We start from the raw sequence: 13,689 nt of genomic DNA on the forward strand, positions 1-13,689 counted from the left end.
AATCAGTTTTTAAGATTGGGGTATTTCTGGGTTTTCTGGAAGTACCCCAATTTTTTCTGAGCTAGGTGCTAATAGTAAGAACTAAATTACTTATTTATAGTAGCCCTAATAAATTCCCAAAATTCTGTATATTTACTTAAATAAACTATAAATAGAAACTAGTGTATAATCAACATTATCCCAATCATACATAAAATAAAACTGCTTAATAAAAGACAAGTTACTAATACCTAGCGGGTAATTTATCAACTTACAAATTTGGGATGCTCCCAAAATTGGCTCTTTGGTAGTTGGGAAAAATAAACCATCTAAGCCTCAGCGAAAAGCCAGTTGTTTAACTTCACGGGATGTAAATTTATTGCTTAAAATAAACTAGGGAAAATTGTATCTGTTTTCACGATGATTAAGTAATTTATCTATCTAATTTATGGGATAAAATCTGCATTCAGAACATCAACGAAAGAAAATGGTGACTCTTCAGGAAATAACTCATAAGGAAGTTGATATTTTCTGAGGGTATCATTTCTAGCATCTGTATAACAATCTAAAAATATGTCATTTAAAACAGATTTTAAGCTGGGACTGTCTGCAAGAGTATAAGCTATTTGTCGTCTTTGCTCAACAACAGTATTACGCCAACCTCTAGCATTATAATCTTTTTCTTCTGTCCAATATTGCAGTTTTAATAAATGTTCAATTAAAACTATTAAGCGAGTTTTCAACTCTTTCTTTTCACTCCGTCCCATACTATCAATTTCTTCAATCAAATTCTCAATATCTAATTGTTCAAGTTTTCCTTCTCTCAGAAGTTTGACAGTAGTTTGTATCCATAAGTAAAAATCTTGTTCATATAATTGTTTGTTAGTATCAGTGGTCAGCATAAAAATTTCTCCTGACTCTATAGAATATTGATTACATTATACAAGGAATAAATATCAGCGATCGCATCCTATCATCCCTAAAAATCGCATTTTTGTGGAAACAAGACGCTATCTTGATTAAACTTTGTTTATTCTCGTCTGATCTTAATGAACTTAGTTTAAAATCCGAATATTGGCAATTTTAGGTCTAAAAACTGGATTATGGTGAATTATGAGAATTTGGCAATAATTTAATCAGAAATAAACCAGTAATGCCACCGTAAGTTAATCCACTCACCATACTACCTGCCACTGTGGCTGCAAGCAAAACTGTCCCTAGAGTGTCTAAACCTCCTCTGAATATTTGCCCAGCAATAACACCAGCGAGAATACAAGCTAATGCTCCTGTACCTGCGCCCACTGTAACACCGAGAGTAGTGGCAATTAACCATTTGATAGTCTTGTTTTTCTGCCATCCCATAGTTCGTGCTTGGGCAAAACTTAGGGAAATTATGCCGCTGACCATGCCTAAAATTGGTCCAATAATGGAATTATGACGTATTGAAGTGCTGGCAATTATTAGTCCACCTATCCCACAACCAATGCTGAAACCAAAACTTGTGGCTAATATCCATTTAGCAGATACTTTCTTGCGTAAAACCAACTTTTGGGCAATACCCACACATAAACCACCCAATGCACCACCCCAAAAACCTGAAATTGCAGATAAAGAAGTGTATATCGCCAGTAAACTAGAAAACAAACCCAGAAAAAAGCCAATAACAAAGCCAATAGTTGTGGCAAATACCCACCACCAAAATTTCGATCCCAGAGTTGGGGTTGACATAGATTTTTTACAGATAAAAAATGAGATTTGTCTCGTTCCCAGTCTCAGACAGGGAATGCCTGGATAGAGGCTCTGCCTCGACTTTAAAGTAAGGCAGAGTCTTCCAGAATTCATTCCCATACTGAGTATGGGAACGAGAATAGGAACTAATCTATCAGGTTTTTGTAAAACTATCATATTTACACATAGAAAGTATAGCGTCTAAATTTACCTCTTTCATCTCTCCTTCAGCAGTATTTTTAAACAGCACTGTAAACGCTCCTGCACCCAAACCATCCTGCGGAAACATCCGATAACAAGGGATGCTTGTTAAATGTGATTGATATTTTGATAAATGACTAACTTCCACAGCTTGAAATTGGGGAAATCTTTCTAACAACCATTCACAAACCTGCTCATTTTCTTCAGGTGAGTAGGTGCAAGTCATATAAGCCAAATAACCTTGAGGTGCGACAATTTGCGCCGAATTAGCAATAATCCGTTTTTGGCGATTGGCACTTTTATTAATTGCTGTATGATGAAAACAACCTGGTACTTTTTCGCCTTTAGCTAGTAAAGATTGCCCAGTACAAGGTGCATCAACCAAGACTAAATTACTAGATTCTGCAAACATCTCTGCAAAAATACTAGAATCTCGATTTACTACCCTACTAGGTTGAATTTGGCAACGTTTTAAATTAGAAATTAACATCCCTAAACGTTTACCAATCACTTCATTACTAATCAGTAAATCAGGTTGTAACGCTTTCCAAGCAAACACACTCTTACCCCCTGGTGCAGCGCACATATCAAACACTAAAGGTACTGGTTGATTAATTGTTAACAAAACAGAAGCAGCAAATACAGAAGAAAAATCTAAACAATAAAAATATCCTTGTTGATGTAGGGGATGTTGACCGGGTTTTTCTCCAATGTGTAAACGGTCTACAAATTCTGGTTGCCAAGATGTTGGTATTTCTACTGCAAAAGGTGAAACTTCAGGCTTGTCTTGGCACCAAAGAATAGAAGGTGAAAAAGATTTAGGATTAACTAACGCTGCAATAAACTTTGCTTGTTCATCTGCATCATCAAATAAACGACGGGCAACTTTAAGTAATAAATTTGAAGGCTTTTCCATATTCAGAAATTGGGTAATTTTAGCTAATTAGCACAGTATTGAAACTGTTACACCAGAACAGTGCAATCAATGTATTTGGCTGCATACTGAAAAGATAATGACCACCATTGAGAATTGCGTTTGTAAAGCGCGTCCAGCGCGGCTTCTGGCCTTTGGCTAGAAGCTAACCGTGTTTTGACAGTTGTTAAATTAACCCATTGCAACGGAGAGGTCATGATCTTAGATAATTTTCCGCAAAAATTACGCCAAGAAGCACAACGTTGGCGGGATGAAGGACTTATTAGTTCTTCTCAATACCAGCAAATAGCAGACCGTTATCAATTTAACAAAATAGAAGCGGCTGCAAAAGAAAGTTCTGGGTTAATAGCCATTGCGGTCGGTGGTTTACTTTTAATTTTAGGTGTCATTATCTTTGTAGCAGCAAATTGGCAAACATGGTCAAGAGAAGTCAAATTTATCTTGTTGATGAGTTTGTTTTTGTCTACTGCTATCACTGGTTTTTTGACTTGGAGAGAACCTACTCTTGCTAAGGGGGAAGGTAAAAAACCACAACGCAGCAAACGTTTATTAGGAGAAGCGTTACTAATTCTCAGTGCTTTGATTTTAGGGGCAACTTTAATGCTGATGGCGCAAATATTCAATATTAGCGGTTCAGCTTCGCAGTTGTTTTTGGCTTGGGGGTTTGGTGTTTTAGTGATGGCTTATAGTCTATCCTTAAGTTCTTTGGGGGTTTTGGCTATTATCCTACTACAAATTGGCTATTGGTTTGGACTCAGAGAGTTTTGGTCTTCTACTAGTGATTTTAATTGGGCGCGTTTAGCGGTGCGACATACGCCGTTAATTTCCTGGTTGTTGTTTGTGCCTTTGGCGTATATTTGTCGTTCACGAGTGATTTTTGTATTAGCTGCGATCGCTTTTACTCTTTCTTTGCAATACAATCTCAACCCTTTACCATTGCTAACTTTTTCTGATGTAATTCCTTGGGTGGCTTCTTTTGCTTTAGCACTCCCACCTGCATTATTTTGGAGTTATGATGATTTGTTGTTCCCAACAGTTAATTATAGGTTATTTCAACCTATAGCCCGTAATTTGGCGTTGGGGTGTTTTGCAGTAGTCTTTTATTTATTGTCTTTCCGTTGGCAATGGCAATCTTTTAGTTATGGTTATGGTAATTCACCAACCAATGTCTCGAATGTATTTCAATCTCTGCCAATAATTGATTTAGGAATTCTCAGCGGTTTGGCAGTGCTGCAATGGTTATTTCTGTTTCGTCATCGTCATCCCAACCGGAGGGATGTATTTTTTACTATCACTGTGATTAGTATTTTTCTGAGTTTTATTGTGATCGTACCTTTTTGGCATCAAGCTATCGGTCGGATTACTGAACTCGGTATTTTTGTTTTCAATGTCCTGTTGATAACTTTAGCTTGGGGATTGATTCAAGAAGGATTGAAGTTAACTAACAGAGTCTCTTTTTGGTGTGGTATGCTATTATTCATCCTGCAAATTATTAGCCGGGTGCTAGAGTACGACACCGATTTATTGTTTAGATCATTGGTGTTTGTATTGTGCGGTTCGGGTCTGATTTCTGCGGGTCTTTGGTTTGAACGTCGCTTCCATGAACGTACTGCGGTTAAGAAACAGTAGAGAAGCCGTGCAGTTAGAATTAACAGATATATTAAATCTCTGCGTTAAAAATCCTATTAGTCATTGTAGATTTTAGGTTTTAGATTTTAGATTGTGCTAACTAAATACAATCCAAAATCCAAAATCCAAAATTGAATTACCAATCACCTATTACTTATCATGACAAATAATTCACCTGAACAAAATAGAACCTTAACTCCAGAAAAAGAGTTTTCTGAGAAGTTAACTTTTCGTGATTACTTAATAGCGACTGAACAGAAAGCTAATCAACCGTTACCGATTTGGCGGTTAATAGCACCCCTAATGGTGCAAATTGGTCTAATTTTGGCAGTTCCAAGTCAAGCGATGTATACAGAAATGACTGGTAAGACAGTTGTTTTGCAAACTATACCTGCATATTCTAATAATTTGTTGCAGGGGTCTTCTTTGTCGTTTGATTATAATATCTCCCGCAGCGAAACTTTGAGAAGATTAACCGGTTGGAGAGATTGGGTAACACAAAATTCTCTGAGAAATGGCAGAATAAATCAAGGAAGCACCTTATATGTGATTTTGCAAGAACAACAGTCTTTTAATCGTGGTCTTCCCGCTGCTTGGCGGCCAGTGCGTGTGAGTAGTGATCGACCGATGTATTTACCCAATAATCAGGTAGCTTTAAAGGGTAATTATCAAGATGGGCTGATTAACTACGGGTTGGAAAATTATTACGTTTCTGAAGAACAAAGACAGCTGATTAATAATGATTTGTCGCAAGCACAGCAAAACCGAGATGGACGTAGAACACCGATAGTTGTTAAAGTGAAAGTAGATCCTCAAGGTAATGCTGTACCAACAAGTATGTGGATAGGCGATCGCAATTATCGCTTTTAGTCTTGGTGATGTAGGTTCCAGGCTGCACCAAAAGCAGCCCCAGCCCCGGCTAATAATCCCGTACTCATGCCTTGAATAGTTCTTTGTGCTGGGTTTTGGATCAGACATTCGCTGCTAATTGTATCAGCACGCAAACACATTTTACTTTCTGCCCAACTAGAAGTTCCGCCTAAAATGACACCAGATACACTACAGGAAACAACAAGGAGTAACAAGCGTCTCGTTTTTCTATCCATAGATGGATGTGTAAAGTAGAGAAGTGAATTAGGGTTTCCAACTACTTTACACTATTTTCGTGATTGGTGATTGGTGATTGGTGATTGGTGATTGGGAATAACAAAATTGATTACCCAGTCCCCAGTCCCCAGTCCCCAGTCCCCAGTCCCCAGTCCCCAGTCCCCTACCTTCTTAGTCAATTTTCAGATTAAAAGGTAAACGGGCGTAAATGCCTTGAGGATCGTTCATTTTGTTCAAAATAGAAATTTCCTGTTGTAATTTCTCAAATTCTGCTAAAAGCGGGTTAGCTGGTTGGATTTGAGTTTTTTCAATTCCTAATTTTCCTTGGGCTACTTGTAGTTTTCTGCCAAAGAAACGTTCTTCTAAGCTAGTAACTTGCGGATATTCCTGCACTTCCCAATCATTGCCTAATTTTGCTTGTTTAGCTGCATATTCAAGCGCAACATTCAAACCACCAATTTCATCAACTAAACCTATTTGTTTCGCGGCTGCACCTGACCAAACTCGACCTTGGGCAATTTCGGCTACTTTTTGTTGTGGTAGTTTTCGACCTTGGGCAACTTTATTGATAAACATATTATAAATACGGTTAACACTGCGTTGATAAAGTGCTAATTCTTGGGGTGATTTCGGACGGGCAACAGTTTGATTATCTGCATATTGGGAGGTTTTGACTGTATCCCAGGTGATGCCATTATTATTGGCTAATTTTTGACCATTGAATAATACACCAAATACACCGATAGAACCTGTAATTGTGTTAGGTTCGGCAAAAATGCGATTAGAATCACTGGCTATCCAATAACCACCAGAAGCAGCTACATCACCCATGGAAACGATGACTGGTTTGGCTTGTCGAGTTAATTTGATTTCTCGCTGAATGATTTCCGATGCGGTGGCGCTACCACCAGGGCTGTTAATTCTTAAAACCACAGATTTAACATCTTCATCTTGGCGGATTTTGTTGAAGATTTTCGCAAAGCGATCGCCTCCTATTTGTCCATCTTCTCCTTTACCATCGACTATTTCCCCTTCTGCATAAACAACGGCAATTTTATTTTCTGATTTGCGTTCTACACCCATTGATTTACCAGGTACTTCAGCATAATCAGTAATGTTAATTTGCCGGAAGCTTTTATCGTCTTTATCACTAGCAGTTAATTTTTTCAGGTCAGCGACTACTTGATCCTGGTAAGCCACCTGATCTACTAAACCATTGCTTTTAGCTGTGTTAGCTTCTAAAATAGCTTGACTATTTGCGATCGCTTGCAACTTTTGCGGTGGAATTTTCCGGCTTGCACCGACAGTAGTCCGCCACTCTCCCCACACATCATCTAATAATTTCTGGGTTTGTTGGCGATTTTCGGGACTTAGCTTATCGAGAATAAACGGTTCTACTGCTCCCTTAAATTTTCCTACCCGCACCACCTGAACACCAATGCCGTATTTCTGCAATGCTCCCGCTAAAAACATCGGTTGTGAACTCAAACCGTTGATTTCCATCAGTCCTACAGGATTGAGTACAATATTATTAGCTACTGAACTGAGATAATATTCCCGTTCATTCCAGTCTGTGCTGTATGCGACAATCTTTTTACCAGAAGCACGGAATTTATCTAAAGCTTGGCGAATTTCTTTCAGGGAAGCATAACCGAGGCCACTGGCTGCACCTGACTTGGTAGCATCTATGTAAATACCCACAATGCGCGGATCGCGTTCTGCTTTTTCCACAGTTTCTATAACTTTGCGGAGTGTGATTCTATCTTCATCGACTCCTGCTAAGGTTTTTTGCAGAAAATCACTGGAACTGGGTTGACTGTCGGTGATTTTCATTGACAAGTCAAAAACCAGCATAGATTTATCTTTGACTTGTGGACCGGTATCTTTAGAAGTAGCAGCAGCGATAACCAGGAACAATAAGCCTAAAGTACCGACCCCAGCAAAAATAGTCAATCCTAGTAGGCTACCAATTAAACTAGCAAAAGTTTGTTTAAGAAAGTTAGTCATTAGTTATTAGTTATTAGTCATTTTGGTCATTAGTCATTAGTCATGAGTCATTAGTTAAAAAACCAATGACTGACGAAGGACAATCTATGTTACTTTTATTGTATACGTTGCAAACTGTCAGATTGCTTTAACTGATACAAAGTTCTGTTACCAGTACAGAATAATACGGTAGTGATTTCGGCCATTAATACCTCTGTCAACTCTTGCAGCGCAGTTTCTGATACATCTGCGGCTTGCAGGAAGGGCATTGCTAAACCAGCGATATCTGCACCGAGAGCGATCGCTTTAGCCACATCTAACCCATGACGTAACCCCCCAGAAGCAATTAAAGGTATTTGGGGTAACTGAGCGCGAATACTGGTAATACACTCTGCTGTCGGTATACCCCAATCAGCAAAAGTTCTTCCCAAGCGTCGCTGCAAAGATGTTTCTGCTCTTTCGCTTTCCACTAACGCCCAAGATGTCCCACCAGCACCAGCTACATCAATGGCCTGTATTCCCACAGATATGAGTTTTTCTGCCATTGTCGCAGAAATGCCATTACCTACTTCTTTAGCAATTACAGGTACTGGTAATTTACTGCATAAGTTAGCTATTTTGTCAAACAATTCCCGGAAATTTGTATCACCTCTCGGTTGAATGAATTCTTGCAGGGGGTTAATGTGTAAAATCAACGCATCAGCTTCTAAAATATCAATAATTCGCAGACATTCATCAACCCCACATTGATAATTGAGTTGCACTGCGCCCAAGTTGGCAAATAAAAGCACATCGGGGGCATATTTGCGAATAGCGAAAGTATCAGCAACTTGAGGTTTTTCCAATGCCACACGCTGAGAACCTACACCCATCGCTAGTTTATATTGTTGCGCCACTTCTGCCAAACGACGGTTAATGATTCCTGCGCGTTCTGTTCCCCCGGTCATGGAGGAGATTAACAAAGGTGCGTTGAGCCTTTTTCCTAAAAAAGTAGTGCTGATATCAATATCGTGGCGATCGCATTCCGGTAAGCAACAATGGGTAAAACGATAGCGTTCTAGTCCTGTAGTGACTTGCTGACATTGGACATCTTCCTCTAGACAGATGCGGATATGATCTGCTTTGCGGTTTTGAGTTTGTGCAGGTGTGGTGGTAGGAGAGTTCACGGATAATGACTCCAAGCTGTTATTTTCATTATTGTGACATTGTGACAGTCCCTGCAAAATTTTCACAGAATCAAGTAAAATAAAGTTATACCCTCAGTCAGAAAAAAGGTATCAAAACAGCTATTTCCATTTGTGATTAAAAAATCCCATTAGCCACACTTTATTACTCTGTGTTAGACATGATTTTGATATTTCCATGTAAAATTAATAAAAACTATTTATTTCCAAAAGGGGATTTAAAAAGTGTAAAGCTTGCTGAAACGTAGTTTACTGTTTATGCTCTCTTAGTCAATCAATAGTTATCAGTTAACAGCTAACAGTAACATCTGATAACTGATAACTGATAACTAATTAATTACCTTCCTAAAAACCGACTAGCTAACTTAATAGCATCAGCAATATCAAGATCCCCATCACCATCAGTATCAAGGAATTTATTCAATAATGGATTTCCGCCAGATTGCAAGAAATTAAGAACTAAAGGTACTAAAGTAGGTAGTAATTGTTGAATCATTCCCGCATCTAAACCTGTGCGTTGGGCTGCAATTTCCGCTACTTGTTGTTGAATAGCTGGGGAAAATAGGGAACTGACAGCTTGAGAATCGGGAGAAGTTCCAGCAAATTGATTAACAAAGCCTTGGACTGCTTCTGTTCCTTCGTTAGCTTGCTTTTCTTGCAAAGATGAATGCACCTGTTTACCAACTACTGACAAAACAGATTGCATAGTTGAGGTATCTGTACCAGTATTATTACTTATTTGCTGGATGGTGTTGGCAATACTTACCAGTTTACCCAAACCACCTGGTTGATTGGAATTAGCAACTGAACCAAGAATTTGATCAAAAAGTCCCATTAGGTTTTTTCTCCATGAATTGGTAGAGCGATCGCAAATTCTGTACCTTGATTTAACTCAGAATGGCAACTGATTTTACCTCTATGTTTTTCTACCACAATTTGATGAGTAATGGCTAAACCTAAGCCTGTACCAATACCTCGTGGTTTAGTGGTGAAAAAGGTTTCAAATATCTTGCTTTGATTTTCTGGGCTAATTCCCGATCCATTATCTGCAATTCGCACCACTACCCAATCATTACACGAGCATTCTGTAATAATGGTGATTTCTGGTGAAAATTGCGGATGACTCTGAGATTTTTCTTCTAAGGCATCAATGGCATTACTGAGGATATTCATAAATACTTGATAGAGTAAACTCATGTAACCGGGAAGCAAGGGTATCTCTCCATAGTTGCGAACAAGTTTAATACTATTTTTTATGCGACTATTTAAAATCAATAATGTACTATCAATACAAGGATGCAAATCTACTAATTTGCTTCCTCCTTCATCTAAACGAGAGAAGTTTTTTAAACTGCGGACAATTTCTCGCGTGCGTTCAGTTCCCAGTGTCATTGAGTTTAATATTTTTGGCAGATCAGTTTCCAGAAACTCTAAATCAATTTCTTCAGCTACCGCTAGGACTTCATCAGGTGGCTCAGGAATTGTTTCTTTGTATGTTTTCAGTAGTTTTAATAAATCATCAATATATGTTTGGGCGTGTACTAAATTACCAGAAATAAAGTTGACAGGATTATTAATTTCATGAGCTACACCAGCTAACATCCGTCCCAAACTTGACATTTTTTCACTTTGAATGAGTTGGGTTTGGGCTTCAGCTTGTTGGATTTCTAAAAGGCTTTTCACTTGTTGAATTAGCTGGTTTAAGGCAACAGCTAAAATACCAATTTCGTCTTTTGTGGTGACAGGTGCTTGCAATTCAAAATTAGCTTCTTTGGTAACTCTTTGGGCAATATTCGTGACTGCATTAATGGGACTAGCAATGATTGTACTAGTGTATAGAGCTAGAATGAGCGCAATAGAGACTGAAAGTAGCATACTAGCAATAATAATTTGTGCTTGTATTGTTGCCGCCTGATTTTGGGCTATATCAGCTTGTTCCTGGCTTGTACTAACGGCTTTGGCGAAATCAGTTAAATCATGGCAAAATACAAAAAAGTTCTGTGCGGCTTGACTTTGATGAAACCCCAAAATTAACAGTTGCGCTTTTGCTAATCCTCCTGCTTGGAGACGAAGTTGAGAAATTTGCCTGTTTAAATCCTTGAGTTTCTGGAAATATTCTGTGATTTTACTCTCATGTTTGTTGATCAGAATCTGCAAATTATATTGCGATTCGATGAGGCTAAATTCCTTCAAGCGAGAAAACAAAGTTTCAAATTCTTGGCAATGCTTCTGAAATTCCGTTAGATCTGTAGTATATTGCAAATCTTGCTGCTGACTTAAATTAGGTACTAGCTCTTGCTGATGAACCTGGATTTCCAACAACACTCCTTGCAAACTACTGAGCAAAGCTCCTTCTTCATCGGCCAATATCATATTGATTCTAGCAGCTTGGTAGTAGCGATCGCCTATTATTAAGCCGCCCGTTGTTCCCAAAATCGCGATTCCCAGGGATAAACCATACCCACAAACAATTTTTTGCCTAATACTCAGTCGCTGGAATAATTTTCGCAACCATTTAAAAGGCATTACTTCAGATTTTAAATTCATTGTGCAACTCGCCGTTGAACTTTTCCATGAGGAAGGTTTTGATGAAAAACAGGGAATTCAGCAGCCAGTCATTAAACAGTTAACAGTTATCACTTGTAAAACTTGTCACTGTTTATTGATTTAAGGGAACGGGAACATTAAACACAAACTGAGTCTTAGTTTAGCAAAATTTGTCTTTTTGTACTAAATAGGGAATAGGGAAGGAGGAGTTTCTTTCATTCGTAGGGGGTGGTTTACTGGTAATTAGGCTGCTCTTAAAGAGATTTTCATGCGTTCTGGTGTACGTAGTTGATGACGGCTATTAAGATCAGAAGCATCTGCCTACTTCATATCCTCTCATTTTTGTTATTCATGCCTCTGCCTCGCCTAGTCACGCTCATTGTTGGTCTGATTATCATTTTGGGGTTAGCCCTATGGCTGATTGATTCGCTCTCTCGGCTTTATTACCAGTTATCCTATTCTCCCCTATTAGGAAATCTGCTGCTGTTACTGCTGATTGTACTGTTGGCAGGATTGGTTGCGGCCTTTATCTATTATGTGTTGGTTCTGAAATCTGGTGAGCAGCAATCGCGCCGTAATCGCAGACGAGTTACTCCTGCTCAAATTCCTGCGGCTAAATCTGATGCAGCTTCTAGCACTCTCCACGCTGTGCGTCAACAGGTAGCGCAAATTCAAGATGAAGTGACCCGTCAAGCTTTATTGAGTCGCACTCAGGAAATTGAGGCGAATTTAGCACGGGGGGAAATTCAAGTAGTGGTGTTTGGGACGGGGAGTGCTGGCAAAACTTCCCTGGTGAATGCGATTATGGGGCGGATAGTCGGCCAAGTGAATGCGCCAATGGGTACAACTCAGGTGGGGGAAACCTATTGTTTGCGGTTAAAGGGATTAGAACGGAAAATTTTAATTACGGATACGCCCGGAATTTTAGAAGCGGGGGTAGCAGGAACGGAACGGGAACAACTCGCTAGGGCTTTGGCGACAGAAGCGGATTTGCTGTTATTTGTGGTAGATAATGATTTACGGCGTTCTGAATATGAGCCGCTCAAAGGGTTGGCAGAAATTGGTAAGCGATCGCTCTTGGTTCTCAATAAAACAGATTTATATACAGAAGACGATCAAGAAACCATCTTGGCCAAGTTGCGTCACCGGGTACGGGATTTTATTGCTAGTAATGATGTAGTGGCGATCACTGCCAATCCCCAACCCGCACAATTAGAAACCGGTGAAACCTTCCAGCCAGAACCAGATATTATTCCCCTGTTACGACGCATGGCCGCTATTTTACGGGCTGAAGGTGAAGATTTAGTTGCAGATAATATTCTCTTGCAATCTCTACGCTTAGGGGAAGAAGCCCGAAAATTAATTGATTCCCAGCGTCGCCGTCAAGCTGATAAGATTGTTGACCGTTATCAATGGATTGGGGCTGGTGTAGTATCTGTCACTCCTTTACCAGTTGTCGATTTACTAGCCACAGCGGCAGTTAATGCCCAAATGGTGGTAGAAATTGGCAAAGTTTACGGTTGTGATTTGAATATGGAACGGGGGCGAGAATTAGCCTTATCTTTAGGAAAAACTATTGCTGGCTTAGGTATTGTCAAGGGCGCAATTGAATTACTCTCGACGGCGTTGCAACTTAATGTTGGTACTTTTATTATTGGTCGGGCTATTCAAGGAGTGACAGCAGCTTATTTAACGCGCATTGCCGGCAAAAGCTTTATTGAATATTTTCGCCATGATCAAGATTGGGGTGATGGGGGGATGACGGAAGTAGTACAGCAACAGTTTCAGATCAACCGCCGAGATGAGTTTATCAAAGTATTTATCCAAGAAGCGATCGCTAAAGTCGTCAAACCGTTAACAAACACTTTTGAGGATCACGAAGAGAACACAAAAATGTAAAGAAATATGAAGGGTAATTCGTAATTCGTAAGTCCTAATTATTTATTTTCTTCCCATCACCCCATCACCCTGAGGTTCCTAGTCTCTGGACACCAACAGCATCCCAGAGATATAACCAGAGGTACAAGCTGTCATAACTTTAAACCTTTAAATTTATTTATCAACTCAATAAGAATTCATCAATCAAAATTCCCAAATTGATTGAGATATTGATGTAGCTAATTAAGCCAGTATGCGAACCACGATCGCTCTGGTAACTTATCACTTTTTTATTTTTGCACAAAACCTATCTAAACCCTTCCGTGCCTTACCTTACTACCTTAGACCCCTAATACCTCAAACCCCTGATACCTCAAACCCCTAATACCTCAGACCCATGCTACCTCAAACCCCCTTCATGTAATTATAATTAATATCACTTTAGCTTAGTTATAAATACGTAAAAAATGCTTTTATCCATTCTATAAATCAGCATGAATTTGATGTATTTTATTT

The 13,689-nt window shown here is 39.1% G+C and carries 13 protein-coding genes; 4 read left to right on the forward strand and 9 right to left on the reverse strand.

What is annotated here, in order from left to right; translation table 11 throughout:
* Positions 1-425 precede the first annotated feature (425 nt).
* From H6G06_RS05935 to H6G06_RS05950, 4 genes are all read right to left on the reverse strand, one after another.
* A complete protein-coding gene (locus H6G06_RS05935; protein ID WP_190558004.1) occupies positions 426-881 on the reverse strand; it encodes a DUF29 domain-containing protein in 456 nt (151 codons plus the stop codon).
* A 199-nt stretch (positions 882-1,080) separates the two neighbouring features.
* Positions 1,081-1,707: a hypothetical protein gene (locus H6G06_RS05940; protein ID WP_190558006.1), complete on the reverse strand. Its 627-nt coding sequence runs from the start codon at positions 1,705-1,707 to the stop codon at positions 1,081-1,083.
* Between the two features lie 154 nt (positions 1,708-1,861).
* On the reverse strand, positions 1,862-2,824 hold the full coding sequence (locus H6G06_RS05945) for an RsmB/NOP family class I SAM-dependent RNA methyltransferase (protein ID WP_190558008.1): 963 nt from the start codon (positions 2,822-2,824) through the stop codon (positions 1,862-1,864).
* A gap of 47 nt (positions 2,825-2,871) precedes the next feature.
* Positions 2,872-3,039, reverse strand: coding sequence for a hypothetical protein (locus H6G06_RS05950; RefSeq protein WP_190558010.1), 168 nt, complete (start codon positions 3,037-3,039; stop codon positions 2,872-2,874).
* Between H6G06_RS05950 and H6G06_RS05955 the strand changes: the two genes are divergently transcribed.
* Both H6G06_RS05955 and H6G06_RS05960 read left to right on the forward strand, forming a co-directional pair.
* Positions 3,038-4,471, forward strand: a complete 1,434-nt coding sequence (locus H6G06_RS05955; RefSeq protein ID WP_190558012.1) for a DUF2157 domain-containing protein — start codon at positions 3,038-3,040, stop codon at positions 4,469-4,471. The genes H6G06_RS05950 and H6G06_RS05955 overlap by 2 nt on opposite strands.
* A 159-nt stretch (positions 4,472-4,630) precedes the next feature.
* On the forward strand, positions 4,631-5,341 hold the full coding sequence (locus tag H6G06_RS05960) for a GDYXXLXY domain-containing protein (RefSeq protein WP_190558014.1): 711 nt from the start codon (positions 4,631-4,633) through the stop codon (positions 5,339-5,341).
* Here the strand turns inward: H6G06_RS05960 and H6G06_RS05965 are convergent.
* From H6G06_RS05965 to H6G06_RS05985, 5 genes are all read right to left on the reverse strand, one after another.
* Positions 5,338-5,577: a hypothetical protein gene (locus tag H6G06_RS05965; protein WP_190558016.1), complete on the reverse strand. Its 240-nt coding sequence runs from the start codon at positions 5,575-5,577 to the stop codon at positions 5,338-5,340. The genes H6G06_RS05960 and H6G06_RS05965 overlap by 4 nt on opposite strands.
* Positions 5,578-5,749: 172 nt before the next feature.
* A complete protein-coding gene (sppA, locus tag H6G06_RS05970; RefSeq protein ID WP_190558018.1) occupies positions 5,750-7,585 on the reverse strand; it encodes a signal peptide peptidase SppA in 1,836 nt (611 codons plus the stop codon).
* Between the two features lie 95 nt (positions 7,586-7,680).
* Entirely contained in the window at positions 7,681-8,730 is a 1,050-nt protein-coding gene (gene fni / locus H6G06_RS05975) for a type 2 isopentenyl-diphosphate Delta-isomerase (protein WP_190558020.1), read from the reverse strand.
* Between the two features lie 355 nt (positions 8,731-9,085).
* Positions 9,086-9,583 (reverse strand): DUF937 domain-containing protein, encoded by a 498-nt coding sequence (locus H6G06_RS05980; protein WP_190558022.1) that lies wholly within the window; start codon positions 9,581-9,583, stop codon positions 9,086-9,088.
* Positions 9,583-11,295 carry a sensor histidine kinase gene (locus H6G06_RS05985; RefSeq protein ID WP_190558024.1) on the reverse strand — a complete coding sequence of 571 codons (1,713 nt, stop codon included), beginning with the start codon at positions 11,293-11,295 and terminating at the stop codon, positions 9,583-9,585. The genes H6G06_RS05980 and H6G06_RS05985 overlap by 1 nt, the downstream gene beginning before the upstream one ends.
* A gap of 1 nt (position 11,296) precedes the next feature.
* Here H6G06_RS05985 and H6G06_RS27755 point away from each other — a divergent pair, with 1 nt between their 5' ends.
* On the forward strand, positions 11,297-11,419 hold the full coding sequence (locus H6G06_RS27755) for a hypothetical protein (protein WP_277875172.1): 123 nt from the start codon (positions 11,297-11,299) through the stop codon (positions 11,417-11,419).
* 227 nt (positions 11,420-11,646) lie between these two features.
* A complete protein-coding gene (locus H6G06_RS05990) occupies positions 11,647-13,194 on the forward strand; it encodes a YcjF family protein (protein ID WP_190558026.1) in 1,548 nt (515 codons plus the stop codon).
* Positions 13,195-13,689: the final 495 nt, after the last annotated feature.

Origin of the sequence: Anabaena sphaerica FACHB-251 (assembly GCF_014696825.1) — a bacterium.
GTDB lineage: Bacteria > Cyanobacteriota > Cyanobacteriia > Cyanobacteriales > Nostocaceae > RDYJ01.

Bases quoted from the DNA above. Each gene is read 5' to 3' on its own strand.
- H6G06_RS05960 (WP_190558014.1), top strand. From the start codon at position 4,631: ATGACAAATAATTCACCTGAACAAAATAGAACCTTAACTCCAGAAAAA.
- H6G06_RS05990 (WP_190558026.1), top strand. From the start codon at position 11,647: ATGCCTCTGCCTCGCCTAGTCACGCTCATTGTTGGTCTGATTATCATT.
- H6G06_RS05985 (WP_190558024.1), bottom strand. From the start codon at position 11,295: ATGAATTTAAAATCTGAAGTAATGCCTTTTAAATGGTTGCGAAAATTA.
- H6G06_RS05955 (WP_190558012.1), top strand. From the start codon at position 3,038: ATGATCTTAGATAATTTTCCGCAAAAATTACGCCAAGAAGCACAACGT.
- sppA (WP_190558018.1), bottom strand. From the start codon at position 7,585: ATGACTAACTTTCTTAAACAAACTTTTGCTAGTTTAATTGGTAGCCTA.
- H6G06_RS05940 (WP_190558006.1), bottom strand. From the start codon at position 1,707: ATGTCAACCCCAACTCTGGGATCGAAATTTTGGTGGTGGGTATTTGCC.
- H6G06_RS05980 (WP_190558022.1), bottom strand. From the start codon at position 9,583: ATGGGACTTTTTGATCAAATTCTTGGTTCAGTTGCTAATTCCAATCAA.
- H6G06_RS05945 (WP_190558008.1), bottom strand. From the start codon at position 2,824: ATGGAAAAGCCTTCAAATTTATTACTTAAAGTTGCCCGTCGTTTATTT.
- H6G06_RS05950 (WP_190558010.1), bottom strand. From the start codon at position 3,039: ATGACCTCTCCGTTGCAATGGGTTAATTTAACAACTGTCAAAACACGG.
- H6G06_RS05935 (WP_190558004.1), bottom strand. From the start codon at position 881: ATGCTGACCACTGATACTAACAAACAATTATATGAACAAGATTTTTAC.
- H6G06_RS05965 (WP_190558016.1), bottom strand. From the start codon at position 5,577: ATGGATAGAAAAACGAGACGCTTGTTACTCCTTGTTGTTTCCTGTAGT.